The organism is Listeria valentina (assembly GCF_011800755.1).
In the GTDB taxonomy this organism is placed as follows: Bacteria; Bacillota; Bacilli; order Lactobacillales; family Listeriaceae; genus Listeria; species Listeria valentina.
The window spans coordinates 1-15,077 of record NZ_JAATJW010000055.1 but is presented as its reverse complement, the minus strand read 5'-3'; the positions used below and the strand labels follow the sequence as shown (position 1 = coordinate 15,077).

Below are 15,077 nucleotides of genomic sequence, written 5' to 3'. Positions count from 1 at the left end.
GTGAGGATTAAATATTTATGTAGTCGAAAAGGAATGTCGTTGAAAGATTTATCTAGTGAAATAGGTTTATCTTTTAATGCGCTTTATAGATGGGATGCCCATACTCCCTCTGTTGATAATGTTGTCAAGGTAGCGGATTATTTTCATGTTTCGATGGATTATCTGTTAGGACGGGATGAATATATGGAGCCTATTATGAATCAAGAGGCTGTGCATGAAATAGCTGCAGAATGTGCGAATTTAACCAATCAAACATTAGCCTCTTTAGCAATGATTGAGAAAAAATTAAAAAAATATGTGTAAGCAAGGTGACAAGTGTAAAGAAATGGAGAAAAACAAACATACAGTGGAGGTAAATTTATGGTTGCAAAAAGAAGAATGTCTTTATCTTTTCGTCGGGCTATTGAATTACTAGAAGATCAAGGCGGGGATTTAGATTTAAATGATTTGGGTTTTCTTTTAACCGTGTTAAGAGATGACGCGGTCCAAGATGAAACATGGGCGGTCTTACAAGATTTTACAGAACAGCTTTGGGATAAAACGCACGGTTCTTCATCCTGAGTGAAAGAAAAAAGCAGGGTCGCCCCCGCTAAGTCGTCGTTATTATTATAACATGGGGGCGAAGCTATGAATAGAAAAGATGGGGTTTATATTCTGGTAAGTGGAAAAGAGCATTATATAGAGCCACCCAAAAATGGTTTTGGTCAAACGACAATCGGTTGGAACAACGGAAAACCCACCACTGCAGAAAACAAGGAAACAATCAAACTTAATAAATAAGTCTGGTCGAAAAAATCGAAGGACGTTAGAAGGCATATGAGCCTATTCTAGCGTCCTTTTTCTATTTTAGGGGAAAGGGGGGAATGTATTTTGATGAATGATTTAATTAACGAGTACAGAGGAGCTTTAAAAGAGGTTGAACAGTATAAAGTTAATCTGTTGAAGGTTAGAAATGCAAAAAAGCCATTGCCTCCTCCAGCTGGACAAAAACGAATCAGAAATGTTTATAACGAAGACGCGACATTAACGATAGTAAACGGCATGATCGATAGTTTGAAGTATACAATCGACTGGCTAGAACTAGGACACGAACCAAGTCCACGCAGAGCCATTCACAGGCGCTCTGTAGAACAAAGAAAGTTTTCGGTTGCCGATGTTGAAACTGTGCGCCAATGGTTCTTAAATGAACATGGAAATGCATTTGTATTTGAAGATAATAAAGCTAAAATTAGTGAATGGGATCAAATTAGAATAGAAGATGCAATGTGTAGAATGTCAGAACGTGAAAAAGAAGTGTTTATACTGCATCACGCAAGATTAAAATCTTACTCTCAAATTGCGGACGAATTAGAAATAAGTATACGTTCAGCCCGTGAATATCTCAAAAGAGGGAAAGAAAAAATCCAGAATCAAATTGACGAAAGTTTATTTTGCATGCAAATATGCTAATTTTTGTCGCACACCTGCCACCTATATATGAGAACTCGGGCAGCAGGCGACCGATCAAAAAAAGTATTGTATGTGGTATCTGCTCACTAGTCCCGACAAGAGACACCTTCTTGTCCGGCTATAAAAACTAAATGTCAATGCCTCCACTGCCGATTTGGGCCAGATACGTTCTGACGTGGAGGTTCTTAAATTAAACAGAACTCCGCACACCTCTTTATAATGTGCAACAGGCGGGGACGTTATATATAATTCGAAAGTCCTGTGATGTGCAGGGCTTTTTATTATGTTTAAACCAAAGATGAAATGGGAGTGACAGCATTGACTGATGAAGAAGTATTAAAAGTATTTGAAGATTATGTGGGCGAAGGTTATGAGCTGATTACTTCTATTGCAAAATCAGAAAAAAGTGGATCAGGAGAGTTTGCTTTAAAGGTCAATAATGCAATACTAGAGGTGCTCTCCGAAGAAGAAGCATTTGAATACAAATGTAAATTAATCAGTGAGACTTTAAGAAAATTTGTGAACCAATAAAACATTTAATTATGTTGAGAACTAGGAGGCGTGGTGATATGTAATGAAACTAACAGAGAAACAGAAGCGGTTTGCTGATGAATATATAAAGTGTGGGAATGGGACCGAGGCGGCTCGACTTGCTGAATATAAAAATCCCGAAGCAAGCGCAAAAGACAACCTACGAAAACCTACTATAAAATCCTATATTGCCAGCGCTTTAGAGGAACTAGAAAAAAAGCGTGTCATGGATTATACAGAAGCGATGCAGACCCTAACCTCTATTGCTCGTGGGGAATTGGAAGAAGAGGTTTTGCTCAGTTTTGCAGATGGATATGAGAAGGTAACAAAGAAAGCTGATATCAACCAACGCATATCCGCATTGAAAGAGCTTGTTAAGCGTCATGTGGCTGGTAATAGGGATAAGTTACAAGAAGAATTATTACAAGCTCAAATTGAGAAGCTGAATGCAGAGATGCAAGATGAAAATGAATCTATTGAACCTACGATCATTGTAGATGATATTCCAAATATGGGTGATAGCCATGAATAAAATTTCGCTGGTGGAAATGGTTAACCCTGTTTTTTATCGTGTCTGGAATGCCCCAGAGCCCTATATACTGCTCAAGGGAGGGCGTGGTAGCTTTAAATCGTCTGTAGCTTCTTTAAAAGTATGTTTTGAAATGAAAAAGCATACGCAACTAGGACATAAAGTGAATGTTGTTTGTATGATGTCACAACATAAATATTTGCGTGACGCTGTATATAGACAAATTCAGTGGGGATTAGAAATGTTAAACATTAGTAATGAATTTCTTTTAAGAGTTTCTCCACTTCAAATAATCCACAAAAAAACAAAGTCCGCTTTTTATTTTTATGGTATTGATGACCCATTTAAGACAAAATCAAATGCAATTGGAGATGTTATTGCATTGTGGTATGAGGAAGCGGCGAACTTTACGAGTAATGAAGTGTTTGACCAGACGAACGCCACTTTCATTAGACAAAAGTCACCTTTCGCTGATCATGTCAAGATATTTTATAGCTGGAATCCGCCAAAAAATCCATACAACTGGGTGAATGAATGGATTGATAGTTTAAGAGGGAAAAAAGACTATTTAATTCATCATTCTACTTATTTAGACGATGAATTAGGTTTTACAGAAGAGCAGCAACTCGCTCTAATAGAAACATACAAAGAAAATGACTACGATTACTATAGATGGCTGTACTTAGGCGAAGTCATTGGTATGGGGGATAACGTTTATAACATGAACCTCTTTCATTCGCTAAAAGAACTACCAACGGATGATCGTTTAATAGCTATTGATGTTGCCATTGATACAGGGCATCAGGTTTCAGCTACAACTTGTTTAGCTCTTGGATTGACCGCTAAAGGTAATGTTATTCTTTTGGACACGTATTACTATAGTCCATCCGGACAAGTGAACAAAAAAGCGCCTAGTGACCTCACAAAAGAATTAAGAGACTTTATGGTTAAGGTTGCTAAAAAATACAATATGAATATTAATATGCGCACTATAGATAGTGCGGAAGGCGGTATTAGAAACCAATTTTTCAAAGACTATCAAATTAGATTGCATCCAGTCGCGAAATCAAAAAAAGCGGATATGATCGACAATGTACACGACCTTCTTGCGCAAGGTCGTTTTTATTATCTCGATATTCCAGCAAACAAAATATTTATTGAAGAACATAAAAAATATCAGTGGGATGAAAAAACGCTTAACACAGATAAACCAGAAGTTATAAAAGAAGACGATCACACATGTGACGCTTTTCAATATTATGTAAAAGATAACTTGCGCAAGCTTAAGCTGATTGGCTAAGGAGGTGTTTCAATGTTCGAACGGATAAAAAACTTTTTTAGAAAGGCAGGTGCTAGCGTCGGAATGATAGATTCATTACAAAATATAACGGACCATCCAAAAATTAATATTGATTCATCAGAATACAACCGAATTCAAGCGGCTTTCAATCGCTTTGAGAATAAGTGGGGGAAAGTGAGTTATATGAATAGTCAAGGTGTGAAAAAAGAACGGGACTATATTTCTTTGAACATGGATAAATTAGTTGCTGAAACAATGACTAGTCTTGTATTTAACGAAGAATGCGAAATTAATATTGGAAATGAACAATCACAAGATAAGTTGAAAAATGCTCAGGATTATATTAATCATGTATTCGAACATAATGACTTCAAAAAGAACTTTTCTCGTTATTTAGAACCTATGTTTGCGACCGGCGGACTAGTTGTGCGACCTTATTATGATCCAAATACAAAAGAAATCGAATTTTCTTGGGCACTAGCAAATGCCTTTTACCCGCTTCGAAACAATACAGGGGCGATTAGTGAAGGAGCCATTGCATCTGTAACAACGAAGACAGAAAATGACCAAACCGTTTATTATACGTTGCTTGAATTTCATGAGTGGCAAGACGGACAATACAAGATCACAAATGAGCTTTATAGATCTGAAATGAAGACAAGCGTAGGGGTTAAAGTTCCGCTATCAACTCTTTACGAAGGCTTGCAAGAAACAAGCGTAATAACAGGTTTATCTCGTCCCAATTTTTCATATTTAAAGCCTGCTGGTTTCAATAACCTAAACCCTTATAGCCCGCTCGGATTAGGATTGTGTGATAATTCGATTGGAACCATTCGACAAATCAACGATACATTTGATCAGTTTAATTGGGAAATTAAAATGGGTCAAAGGAAGGTCATTGTAAGTGACCATTTTCTAAGAAATGAAATCAACGAGCTTGGCGATGAAAACCTTACAAATAAACAAGTATTTGATGATGAATCAAATGTATTTGTTGGTCTGAAAATGGATATGGACGATATGTCGATAAAGGACATTACACATGATATACGGACAGAACAATATATTTCTGCAATTAACCACTTTTTCAAGACGCTAGAAACACAAACAAAGTTGAGCGTTGGAACATTTAGCTTTGATGGGAAAAGTGTAAAAACAGCAACAGAGGTTGTTAGTGAGAATTCAGCAACGTTTAGAACTAGAAATAACCACTTGACCGAAATAGAAAAATTTATTAAAGGGTTAATTATTAGCATTCTTGAGTTAGCACAAGGGACGATTACAACAGAGGGGAAAGCTCTTTACAGTGGTGAAATTCCAAACTTTGAAGATATTGGTATTGATTTCGATGATGGAGTATTCACAGATAAAAACGCACTTCTTGATTACTACGGCAAAGCGCGAACTTTTGGACTGATTCCAGATGTGGAAATTATTCAACGTGTTTTTGATGTGCCAGAAGAAAAAGCACGAAAATGGATTCAAGAGATCACAGATCAATCTTTGCAAAGAAATCCAGAATTGCAACAATCAGCCGCAGAAATGAGCCTATTAGGAGAAGAGGAGTGATATAAATGTCTATCACACCCCTTCAATTAGATTTATATACTTCGAATGTTGTGGAAATTTACAGAGCTTTAGAAGTAGAAATCTTTGAACAGATTGCTAAACGGTTAAAAGTAAAAGGCAATGTTCATGTATTAGAATGGCAAGTAGAAAAGCTCGCACAGCTTAACATGCTCAACAGAAGCACGCTGAAAGAGCTTTCTAAGGTTTCAGGACGTTCAGTTGACGAGATTAAAAAAATCATCTCAGAAGCAGGATACGGCGCTGTGCGTAATGTTGATAAGCAGTTAGGGAAAGTATTTGATTCTAAGCCGCTTCCCAATGATTTAGACCATGTATTAACTGGGTATTTTAATCAAACATGGCTAGAAATGGATAATTTAGTCAATCAAACACTTCTTACAACGCAATATGGAAAGGGTTCGGTAGCTCGATTGTATGAAAGCATTATCAATGAAACCACTGCTAAAGTCTTGAGTGGCGTTCAGACACACCAGAAAGCTTTAGAAGAGACGATTCTAAAATGGGCTGATAAAGGGATAGATAGCGGGTTTGTTGATAAAGGAGGACATACGTGGTCGCTAGAAAGGTACGTTGATACTGTTCTTAGATCGACAGTTAACAACACCTATAATAAAATGACGACATCAAGAATGGCGGAATATGATGTTTATACCGTCATTATGACATCAGTTGTAGATGCTGCACCTCGTTGCGCAAGTTGTCAAGGACGGGTGCTAGATATTCGCCCCATCAGCCAAGCAGATAGCGGCTACCCGTCAATTTATGAATTTGGATATGGACGGGCTGGGGGAACACTTGGCATTAATTGTAGGCATCGTATTATTGCTTTTGTTCCGGGCATCAATACAAACAATCAGCCCCAATATGATAATGAAGAGATTGAAAAGCGGTATAAAATGAGGCAAGCACAACGAGCGATTGAACGAAGAATCCGCAAAACGAAAAAGAACATTGTCATCACAGAAGCGCTTGGATCGGATAAACTTGACCATTATACGAAACTTCTTAAAGCTCAGCAGTTACAAATGCGTGAGTTATTGAAGAAGGCAGATGCTAGTCAATTAAGCCGTAACTATAAACGTGAAAAGGTAGTTACACCAAAAGAAACCATTTTGAAAGAGGTTAATAAGTCCTAACGGGCTTTTTATTTTGCCCTGAATATGGCGTTAAACTGTTTAATCCGTTCGTGGTCGTTGCCACGTAAAAAAACGAAAGGGTGTAGAAAATGAAACGAGAACAACTAAAGGAATTGGGATTGAGTGATGAGAACATTGACAAAATCATGTCTTTACATGGTCAAACTGTAACAGACTTGAATACGCGTTTAAATGCCGCGGAGAATGAACGTGATTCAGTTAAGCAACAGTTAGAAACCAATCAATCCGAATTAGAAAAATTAAAAGAATCCGCAACTGACAACGAGGAACTAACCAACCAATTAAATGACCTTCAAAATAAAATGAAAGAATCAGAGACGCAAGCGCAAGAAAAGCTTGTTCAGCAAGAAAAAGATTTTGCGATTAAGTTAGCTCTTAAAGAAGCTAATGCACTTGATGAAGAGATTGTGTTAGGTCAAATTGATAAAGAAACAGTTAAAGTGGTTGGTGGAAAGTTGCAAGGATTCAGCGAACAACTAGAATCACTTAAAGAAAATAAAGCTTTCTTGTTTCAGAAAGCAGAAGAGAAAGAAAAACCAAATCCAACACCCGCTATTGTGGCTGGTGGGAATCCTTCGGGATCTGTTCCAGAAGGTGGTAGTATCTTACAAAAAATTCAGGAAAGATTAGGTGATTAATTATGCCAGTAGTATTAGATTCAAAGGATGTAGCAACAATTGATCAGGAGTTTCGAGCAGGGTCTCAAGTTTGGGACGTCCTAACACAAGGCGCTAAAAGCATTACAGCGGCGGACTTTGTCGGTGTTAATGAAGTACGTGTAAATAAAATGAGTGGATTTGTAGAAGCAACAAAATACTTGCGTAATCAAGATAATGCACGTAATGCTGTTAATATTGAAAAGGAAACCATTAAACTAACTCACGAAGATTGGTTTGCTTATGATGTTGATCAACTTGACCAATCGGAAAGTGCCGCACTCACAATTAATAACATTGTCACAGAGCACAAGCGCTTAATCAGTGTTCCTCACCGTGATAAAGTGGCTGTACAAGTCATGTATGACAATGCTGAAAAAAAAGAATCTGAAGCTCTAACAAAAGATAACATTCTAGATGCCTATGATAAAGCAGAAGAATATATGACAGACAATGAAGTGCCGGGTGGATATGTTATGTTTGTTTCTGCAGCTACTTATCGACTGTTAAAAAATGCAACAGGAGTCAGCAAAACGTTTACAACGAATGAAATGGCTATCAATGGTATTAATCGGACAGTTGCACAAATTGATGGAGGCGTTCCAATTCTTAAAGTTTCGAAAGATCGTATCAGCGGCTTAGAAATTGAAGATACAATCAATTTTATTATCACCCCGCTAACAGCCATTGCTCCTATCGTTAAATACGGGACAGTTGACACTGTACCGGCTTCACAAGACAGAAATGGCTACCGGGATACGATTAAAGGACTCGATTATTATGATGCGATTGTATTCGACAATGCTAAAAAAGCGCTTTATGTGTCTATTGCCCCAAAAGCGTAACCCCCACAGAGGTAACGCTTAATCAAACGGCGTTAACTCTTGAGGTTGGGGGAACTGATACTTTAACCGCTACAGTGGTTCCACCAGAAGCAACAGATAAATCTGTTCAATTCGCTTCTAGCGACACTACGATTGCAACAGTTACACCCGTTCAAGGAAAGGTTACAGCTGTTGCAGCAGGTACATTAACGATTACAGCAACAACATCCAACGGTTTAACAGCTACTTGTGATGTGACGGTGAATGAGCCTGCGAAGTAGAGGAGGGGTGGAATGGCTTATTTAACGAATGAAGAATATCGACAAATGGGTTATGATTCTCTAAATGAACCAGAATTCACAAATCTATTAAATAAGGCGAGTGCTGTTCTTGATAATGTCACTCGCCGATTTTACGTATTTAATGAGCTAGAAAAAGATTACGAATTTCGCAAAAATGCTTTTAAACAGGCTGTAGCCTGTCAAATGCATTATTTTGTTGAAACGGGTGAAACAACAAGCGAAGGACTTAATAACATGCCACAAAACCTGTCTATGGGGCGTACGTCATTGACTTTTGCATCAAATTATAGTGCAACAGGAAAAAATGAAAGCAAGTCCCTTCTTTCTGACGATGTTTATATTTATTTGGAAGGAACGGGTCTTTTTTATAGGGGTGTATGCTCATGAGTGTAGTGCGAGTGCCAAAAAAAATACTAGTAGATTCTTTTGAGTATCTAGAGTACGAAGGAACTGACGATTATAGTAAAGAGCTTTATAAAGAACTGGTACTAATTACAAATGTTCGAATAGATAGAGAATCTAGTTTCAGCCGAAGTAAAGAAGAAACGGCTAGCCAAAATACAGCTGTTGTTTTTTGCTATGCAGAACGCACGACCCCTTTTCTAGATTTCAAAAAACAGTCTAAAGTAATGTTTAGTGATGGTTCAGAAGGCATTATAAAAAAAGTAATTCCGGTAAAAGAACCCTTTGAAAATAAAGTTTGGTGTTACGAACTTGAGGTGATTTAATGAGAGTTTCAGTAAAAATAGATCTTTCGAGAGCTATAAAAAAGCTGAGCCAAAGTAACATAAATAGAGGGCGCTATATGATGAGTAATCAGATGCTTGCTGATATGAACCAGTTTGTACCTGCTAAAGATTATCACTTAAGAGGGACCGGACATGTTTCTTTTGATGGCTCTCAGTTGATTTGGAATACCCCTTATGCTGCTAAAATGTTCTATATCCAATTTTCAAAGTATACAACGTCTGGAACGGGCCCGAGGTGGGACTTAAAAGGCAAATCTTTATTTATGAACGATTGGATAAGAGCATTTAAGAAAGGGGCTAGCTTATGACATTAGATTTTATTGAACGTTTAAAAGAGGAATGTGAGAAGCTGGAACTTGCTTATCCACTTAAAATAGGACAATTGGATGCAGCGGATTCTATCGCTCTATACGCCTTACCGGGTGGAAAAATCATAGAATCATTTTATGATGGTTCAGTGGATAAAGGCTTAAATTATGAGTTCAGTATAAAAACGAAAGATCAAAAACAAACCATTTTGCTGTTAGATAGCTTGTCCACTTATTTACAAGAAAAACAAGATATCCCAAGCCTAAATAATAGTTATGTATTTAATGAAATTACTGTTGTAAGTGAATCTTATTTCGTTGGAAAAGACGAAGCAGGATTCTTTTTTTATAGTTTGACGATTCAAGCGAATTTAATGATACCGAGGGAGGAATAAAGAATGGTAGCCAAAACAGGTTATTTAAAAAACTTTTTGAGAACACATGAGATTGGTCCCGTTTCAGAAACAGGAGAATTTGATGAAACGAGCTTAATGCCACTTGCAAAGGGTGTGCAAACGGTTGACCCATCAACGGATGAAGATACGGAAGATTATTCTTATTACGATGGAAATGGTTCGTCTGAAAAAGAGGTAACAAATACAAGTTTGGGGCACGAATTTTCTGGTCATCGTGCATATGGTGATCCAGCGCTTGAATTTGTACGTGATAAATTAACGTCTACAGATCGTATTTGTTCGTTTCGTGTTACTGAGCCAGACGGGCGAGTTCTTTCTGGATTAGCTACAATTTCAGAACCTAAAATGTTCGGCGGAGACGCAAATACGCGTTCAGAATTTGAATTTACTGTGACCTTTAATGGCATGCCGAAAGATGAGAAACCCAGCGCCTGAGCCGTCCAGCGTTACAGTGGACAGTGTCACTAAGTCGGTTGAGGTTGGTAGTACTGTAAACATTACAGCAACAGTTGAGCCGCCTGAAGCCGATCAAAGTATTACTTTTTCATCAAGTGATGAAGCCGTTGCAACGGTTACTGCTGCAGGTGTTGTTACAGGAGTAGCCGCAGGTACAGCAACCATTACGGTTACTAGTAAAGAGAAATCAACGGTAAAAGCTGACGTGACTATAACTGTTACGGGTAGTAAATAGAAAGCCCCCTTTTTGGGGGTTTTTAATTATGGAGGGGAAATAAATGGCTATTAAAATTGAACAATCTGCAGGTATTCCAGTAACAATTGCAGGATTAGAATTTGAATTTGATCTATCCGATGAGCATATTAAGAGCTTGGTTGATCTCGATAATATCGTGAATAAAAAAATTTCTGAATTTGATTTCAGCGAATTTGAAGATGAACTAGATGGCATTACAGAAGAGATATTGGATGAAAGTTTGAAAAAGACGGCTATTATTCTTAAATTGAGCTTTGATGAACTTCTCGGAAAAGGAACCTTTGAGAAAATTTATAAAAAAGTTCCTTCAACTGTACAACTTACGCTCATCCTTGCAAAGCTAAACAGCGCACTAGAACAGGAATTAGAAGAACTAGGAGAAAAAGCAGGAAAGAAGCAATCTGAAAAAGCACAAAGTTATTTAAAAGCGAAAAAAGCTAAAAAGTAGGTGAAGAGAATGTTTTCTCTTGCTGAAAAATTAGAAAGCAGTGTGGAGATTGACGGGAAAGAATACGAGTTAGATTTATCATTTGATAATATTTTGCTTGTGTTTAAAGTCATTAATGACAAAGAGATTGATGATTTAAGCCGTCTTTTTGTTTGCTTAGATTTATTGTTCATTCGAAACGACGGAGAAGAATTACCTTTTCAAGATAATTTAATGAAGCAAGTTGAAATTTACAAGAATATCATGGAGAAAGTGATAGCGAGAGGAAAGAAACAAAAACAAAAACAAAAACTTGATTTAGCAGGTGAGCCAATCGAGGGAGAACCAAAAACACAATATTATAGTTTGGAACAAGACGCTGAATATATTTTCGCGTCTTTTTTGTATTACTATAATATCAATTTATTTCATGAACAAGGAAAGATGCATTGGTATGAATTTAATGCACTTCTAGTTTCACTAAGTGATGATTCCATGTTTAAAAGAGTGGTCCATATTCGACAACAAAAAGTCACAAAAGACATGACGGCGGAGCAGAAGGAAATTCTTAAAGAACAACAAGCGATGTTTGCGCTTGAGCACTCGCAAAATGATGTGGATTTTGAAAGCATGGATCTTGCTGAAAAACGAGAATATGCGCTTAAGCAGCTAGAAAAGGAGGGCGGTGTTATGAATGGCTGATGGTCAAATCATTATTGATGTCAAAGTGAATGGGAAAGATGTTGATGGCGCAGCTAAGGGAATGAAAGGGCTTGAAACGGGATCAAAATCAGCAGGAAAAAGCATCCGCGATATGGTAGCAGCGATGGGGCTTGTTAAAATAGCAAGTGCTGCTTTTAATGTTCTAAAAAGTTCTATAGGCGATGCGGTTAGCCGTTTTGATACCATGCAAAAGTTTCCAAAAGTTATGAAAGCGTTGGGATTTTCTGCGGAAGATTCAAAGAAAAGTATTAATAAGCTTTCTGATGGTATTGATGGTTTACCAACCAAGCTTGATGATGTTGTATCTAGCACGCAACAAATGACGGCTATTACTGGTGACCTAGACAAATCAACAAACACTGTTTTAGCGTTAAATAACGCCTTTCTAGCAAGTGGAGCGAGTACAGATGATGCTAGTCGTGGTATGCAACAATATAATCAAATGCTTTCAACTGGTCAAGTTGATTTGGAATCTTGGAAAACCTTACAAGAAACAATGCCTCTTGCTCTTCAAAAAACAGCAGAAGCAATGGGCTATACTGGTAAATCAGCACAACGAGATTTATATGCAGCGCTTAAGAGCGGAAAAGTAACGTTTGATGATTTCCAAAATAATCTAATTAAACTTGGAACGGGTACTGGAATGCTTGCAAAACTAGCAAAAGAAAATAGTTTAGGAATCGGGACAAGTTTTGGGAACTTAAGAAACTCTATTTCTAAGGGTGTTGCTAATATTATCGAAAAACTAGATACTCTGGTTAAAAAACTGACAGGTAAAAGTATCGCACAGAATATAGATAGTTTGAAAGGAGTTATAAATGCTACTTTTGAGGCTATTGGAAAAGGCATTGATAAAGCAACCCCTTATTTAGAAAAAATAGCAAATTTTATTAAACAAAATTCTGATGGATTAAAAAAATATGGAGGTGTCGCTGCAGGAGTAATTGGCGTACTTTTAGGCTTTTCTGTTGTTGGAAAAATGTTTTCAGGCATTGGTTCGGTTGTTGGTAAGTTAGTAAATCCTTTCAAATCACTTTCAAAGCTAGCACCGGGATTAGGCAAAGGGGTTTCTTCAATTGGGAGCGCAGCTAAAACTTCTGTCTCAGGAATCGGTGGTTTAGGAAGGACAGTATTACAGATCGGGATAGGCATTGGTGCTGCAACTGCAGGAATTTCATTTTTTGTTTTAGCAATCCAAAAGCTAGCAGAGACTGGAACAAATGGTGTTATTGCTGTCACAGCAGTTACTGTAGCGATTGCGGCACTTGCTGGTGTGTTTGCATTGCTTGGACCAGCATTAACAGCTAATGCTGTGGGTATTGGAGTGTTTGGTGCTGCTGTTACCGCTATAGGTCTTTCTATTGCCGCTGCAAGTGTAGGGCTATCTCTTTTAATTAATGCTTTTATACTTCTTACCGCCAATATGAATGCGATTGTTCCTACAATGACTGCTGTAGGTATAGGTTTTGCAAATATGATAGTTAGTTTTCTAACTGTGATTAACACAAATATTCCTATCATTGTTACAACTTTTTCAAATATGATAATTGGTTTTTTGACAGTCCTAAGTACTACGGCACCATTAATTATAACAACTTTTTTAAATATAATAACGACTTTTTTAATTTCTTTAGCAAATGCAATGCCACAATTAGTCGCATCAGGGATGCAAATAATTCTATCCATTCTTGCTGGCATAGCTGCGAATATTGGGAAAATAGCAACTAAAGCAATTGAAATCATGGTTAATTTTTTGAACGCGCTAGCAACGAAGATGCCTGACGTAATCAACGCTGGAACAAAGTTAATTGTGAGTATTCTCAACGGCATAGCGAATAAAATCGGAGACATCATAAATGCTGGTGTTAACTTAATCATTAAATTCCTTCAAGGAATAGGCAATAAAATTCATGATATTGTAGATGCAGGAATGGACTTAGTTGATAAAATTGTAGCTGGTATTGTTCAAGCTTCGGATCGTTTATTTGATGCTGCTGTGGATTTGATAAATGGATTAGCTGAATCGATTGAAAACCATCAAGAACCAGTTAAAAAGGCAGCAGGGAAATTAATTAAGGCGATTATAGGCGTTTTCGTGCCAGATTCATTAATAGATGCCGGTGAGAAAATTATAGGCGGCTTTCTAAAAGGAATGAAAAGCGCATGGGAAGGCGGAAAGAAATTTGTTGGAGGTATCACAGATTGGATTAAAAAGAATAAAGGTCCAATTTCTTACGATAAGAGGTTGCTAATTCCGGCTGGTAAAGCCATCATGATTGGTTTAAATAGTGGGTTAAAAGATCAATTTTCAACTGTTCAAAAAACAGTCTCTGGAATAGCAGGAGAAATTGATAGAAGTATGCAAAATGCTTTGAATTTACCTAAATATAGCGCTGAAGCATCTATCGGTATTAGCGGAATGAAAAATGGAGCAATAACAGGAAGCGTTGTTGCAAGTTTGAAAAATGATAAAACTGCAAGCGGCGTTTCTCTCATGAATAGAAAACTAGATCAGCTCATCGCAAAAGATACAAATGTATATGTTGGTCTAGATGGAGAGGTTATTGCTGAAAATACGAATCAAAACTTAGGTGGAAAATCACGTGTGGTTAATTACGGATTGGGGGTTTTATGATGTCGAATCAAGAAACAGATGTTTATTTATTTCAACCAAAGCAAACTATACATTTAAACCAAAAATACAAATTACGTATTGTTGAAGTGAAGCGACAAAGCCCCCAAATCAAAACAAACTATGTTAACTACCAGTATTCGGACGGAAACAAAGATACGCGAAGTGTTTTTGATACCTTTGTCATTAGTCTGGAATGTAGGTTTTATACACATGATAATCAAGACTATCATGTGAAATTAGATGAATACTTTGAAGACCTTTTTATAAGAGATCCCTATTACTTATGGCATAGTAAGACACCGGGGAAACGCTATCTTGTTCATCCCGTTCCGTTTGAAGCAGAAAGGTATAGCGCAGGGAATTCTAAATTCACTTTGAACTTTGAAGTGTTTCCGGGACATAGTGAGTCTTTAGGAACAACTTTGAGTCCTTTCACTCTAGAATCGGAAGAATGGCAGATTGGGCAAGGTGTGCTTGCTGAGGATCATCAGTATATCCATACCAAGAACCATATTCAGATTTACAACGGCGGCAGCTTTGAAATCAACCCAAGAATGCATGAGCTGAAAATAACTATTCAGACGTATTCCCAAGGCGGTTTTAAGCTTACGAATAGAACAACTGGGGAAATGTTCAAATTCAATGACAATGAACGCTTGTATGATACAGATACGGTTGTCATTGATGGATCTAAAATCTATAAAAACGGAATTCGGTGCGGACGCCTGACCAATCTAGGGTTGATTTCTTTGGCTCCCGGCATGAATGA

Annotated in this window: 21 protein-coding genes and 1 pseudogene; all 22 read left to right on the top strand. The window is 37.4% G+C overall.

Annotated elements, in window-relative coordinates; genetic code table 11:
- On the top strand, positions 1–303 hold a 303-nt coding region (locus HCK02_RS10935; protein WP_208970472.1), incomplete at its 5' end, for a helix-turn-helix domain-containing protein.
- 57 nt (positions 304–360) lie between these two features.
- Complete coding sequence (locus HCK02_RS10930; protein ID WP_167630146.1) at positions 361–561, top strand: hypothetical protein; 201 nt, start codon at positions 361–363, stop codon at positions 559–561.
- A gap of 66 nt (positions 562–627) precedes the next feature.
- The gene (locus tag HCK02_RS10925) at positions 628–780 is read left to right on the top strand and encodes a DUF3954 domain-containing protein (protein WP_167630145.1); all 153 of its coding nucleotides are present in this window, start codon (positions 628–630) and stop codon (positions 778–780) included.
- Between the two features lie 93 nt (positions 781–873).
- Positions 874–1,449, top strand: a complete 576-nt coding sequence (locus tag HCK02_RS10920; protein WP_167630148.1) for a sigma-70 family RNA polymerase sigma factor — start codon at positions 874–876, stop codon at positions 1,447–1,449.
- A 318-nt stretch (positions 1,450–1,767) separates the two neighbouring features.
- Positions 1,768–1,980, top strand: coding sequence for a hypothetical protein (locus HCK02_RS10915; RefSeq protein WP_167630144.1), 213 nt, complete (start codon positions 1,768–1,770; stop codon positions 1,978–1,980).
- Between the two features lie 43 nt (positions 1,981–2,023).
- Positions 2,024–2,512, top strand: a complete 489-nt coding sequence (locus HCK02_RS10910) for a terminase small subunit (RefSeq protein WP_167630143.1) — start codon at positions 2,024–2,026, stop codon at positions 2,510–2,512.
- Complete coding sequence (locus HCK02_RS10905; protein WP_167630142.1) at positions 2,505–3,809, top strand: PBSX family phage terminase large subunit; 1,305 nt, start codon at positions 2,505–2,507, stop codon at positions 3,807–3,809. Before HCK02_RS10910 ends, HCK02_RS10905 begins: the two co-directional genes overlap by 8 nt.
- Before the next feature lie 12 nt (positions 3,810–3,821).
- Positions 3,822–5,378 carry a phage portal protein gene (locus HCK02_RS10900; protein WP_167630141.1) on the top strand — a complete coding sequence of 519 codons (1,557 nt, stop codon included), beginning with the start codon at positions 3,822–3,824 and terminating at the stop codon, positions 5,376–5,378.
- A gap of 5 nt (positions 5,379–5,383) precedes the next feature.
- On the top strand, positions 5,384–6,535 hold the full coding sequence (locus HCK02_RS10895) for a phage minor capsid protein (RefSeq protein WP_167630140.1): 1,152 nt from the start codon (positions 5,384–5,386) through the stop codon (positions 6,533–6,535).
- An 89-nt stretch (positions 6,536–6,624) separates the two neighbouring features.
- Positions 6,625–7,194 (top strand): phage scaffolding protein, encoded by a 570-nt coding sequence (locus HCK02_RS10890; protein ID WP_167630139.1) that lies wholly within the window; start codon positions 6,625–6,627, stop codon positions 7,192–7,194.
- Between the two features lie 2 nt (positions 7,195–7,196).
- Entirely contained in the window at positions 7,197–8,057 is an 861-nt protein-coding gene (locus HCK02_RS10885) for a capsid protein (RefSeq protein WP_167630138.1), read from the top strand.
- Positions 8,058–8,074: 17 nt separating this feature from the next.
- Positions 8,075–8,317 (top strand): annotated as a pseudogene (locus tag HCK02_RS10880) (Ig-like domain-containing protein); the annotation flags it as partial.
- A 12-nt stretch (positions 8,318–8,329) separates the two neighbouring features.
- Positions 8,330–8,725 (top strand): head-tail connector protein, encoded by a 396-nt coding sequence (locus HCK02_RS10875; RefSeq protein ID WP_167630137.1) that lies wholly within the window; start codon positions 8,330–8,332, stop codon positions 8,723–8,725.
- Positions 8,722–9,066, top strand: coding sequence for a putative minor capsid protein (locus HCK02_RS10870; RefSeq protein WP_167630136.1), 345 nt, complete (start codon positions 8,722–8,724; stop codon positions 9,064–9,066). The genes HCK02_RS10875 and HCK02_RS10870 overlap by 4 nt, the downstream gene beginning before the upstream one ends.
- Positions 9,066–9,395: a minor capsid protein gene (locus HCK02_RS10865; protein ID WP_167630135.1), complete on the top strand. Its 330-nt coding sequence runs from the start codon at positions 9,066–9,068 to the stop codon at positions 9,393–9,395. Before HCK02_RS10870 ends, HCK02_RS10865 begins: the two co-directional genes overlap by 1 nt.
- On the top strand, positions 9,392–9,790 hold the full coding sequence (locus HCK02_RS10860; RefSeq protein WP_167630134.1) for a phage tail terminator protein: 399 nt from the start codon (positions 9,392–9,394) through the stop codon (positions 9,788–9,790). The genes HCK02_RS10865 and HCK02_RS10860 overlap by 4 nt, the downstream gene beginning before the upstream one ends.
- A 3-nt stretch (positions 9,791–9,793) precedes the next feature.
- Positions 9,794–10,246, top strand: a complete 453-nt coding sequence (locus HCK02_RS10855) for a phage tail tube protein (protein ID WP_167630133.1) — start codon at positions 9,794–9,796, stop codon at positions 10,244–10,246.
- Positions 10,227–10,502 carry an Ig-like domain-containing protein gene (locus HCK02_RS10850; RefSeq protein ID WP_246215584.1) on the top strand — a complete coding sequence of 92 codons (276 nt, stop codon included), beginning with the start codon at positions 10,227–10,229 and terminating at the stop codon, positions 10,500–10,502. Before HCK02_RS10855 ends, HCK02_RS10850 begins: the two co-directional genes overlap by 20 nt.
- A gap of 43 nt (positions 10,503–10,545) precedes the next feature.
- On the top strand, positions 10,546–10,971 hold the full coding sequence (locus HCK02_RS10845) for a hypothetical protein (RefSeq protein WP_167630131.1): 426 nt from the start codon (positions 10,546–10,548) through the stop codon (positions 10,969–10,971).
- A gap of 9 nt (positions 10,972–10,980) precedes the next feature.
- A complete protein-coding gene (locus HCK02_RS10840) occupies positions 10,981–11,652 on the top strand; it encodes a Gp15 family bacteriophage protein (RefSeq protein ID WP_167630130.1) in 672 nt (223 codons plus the stop codon).
- Entirely contained in the window at positions 11,645–14,308 is a 2,664-nt protein-coding gene (locus HCK02_RS10835; protein ID WP_167630129.1) for a tape measure protein, read from the top strand. The genes HCK02_RS10840 and HCK02_RS10835 overlap by 8 nt, the downstream gene beginning before the upstream one ends.
- The coding region (locus tag HCK02_RS10830) for a phage tail domain-containing protein (protein WP_167630128.1) at positions 14,308–15,077 on the top strand (770 nt) is incomplete at its 3' end. The genes HCK02_RS10835 and HCK02_RS10830, both read left to right, overlap by 1 nt.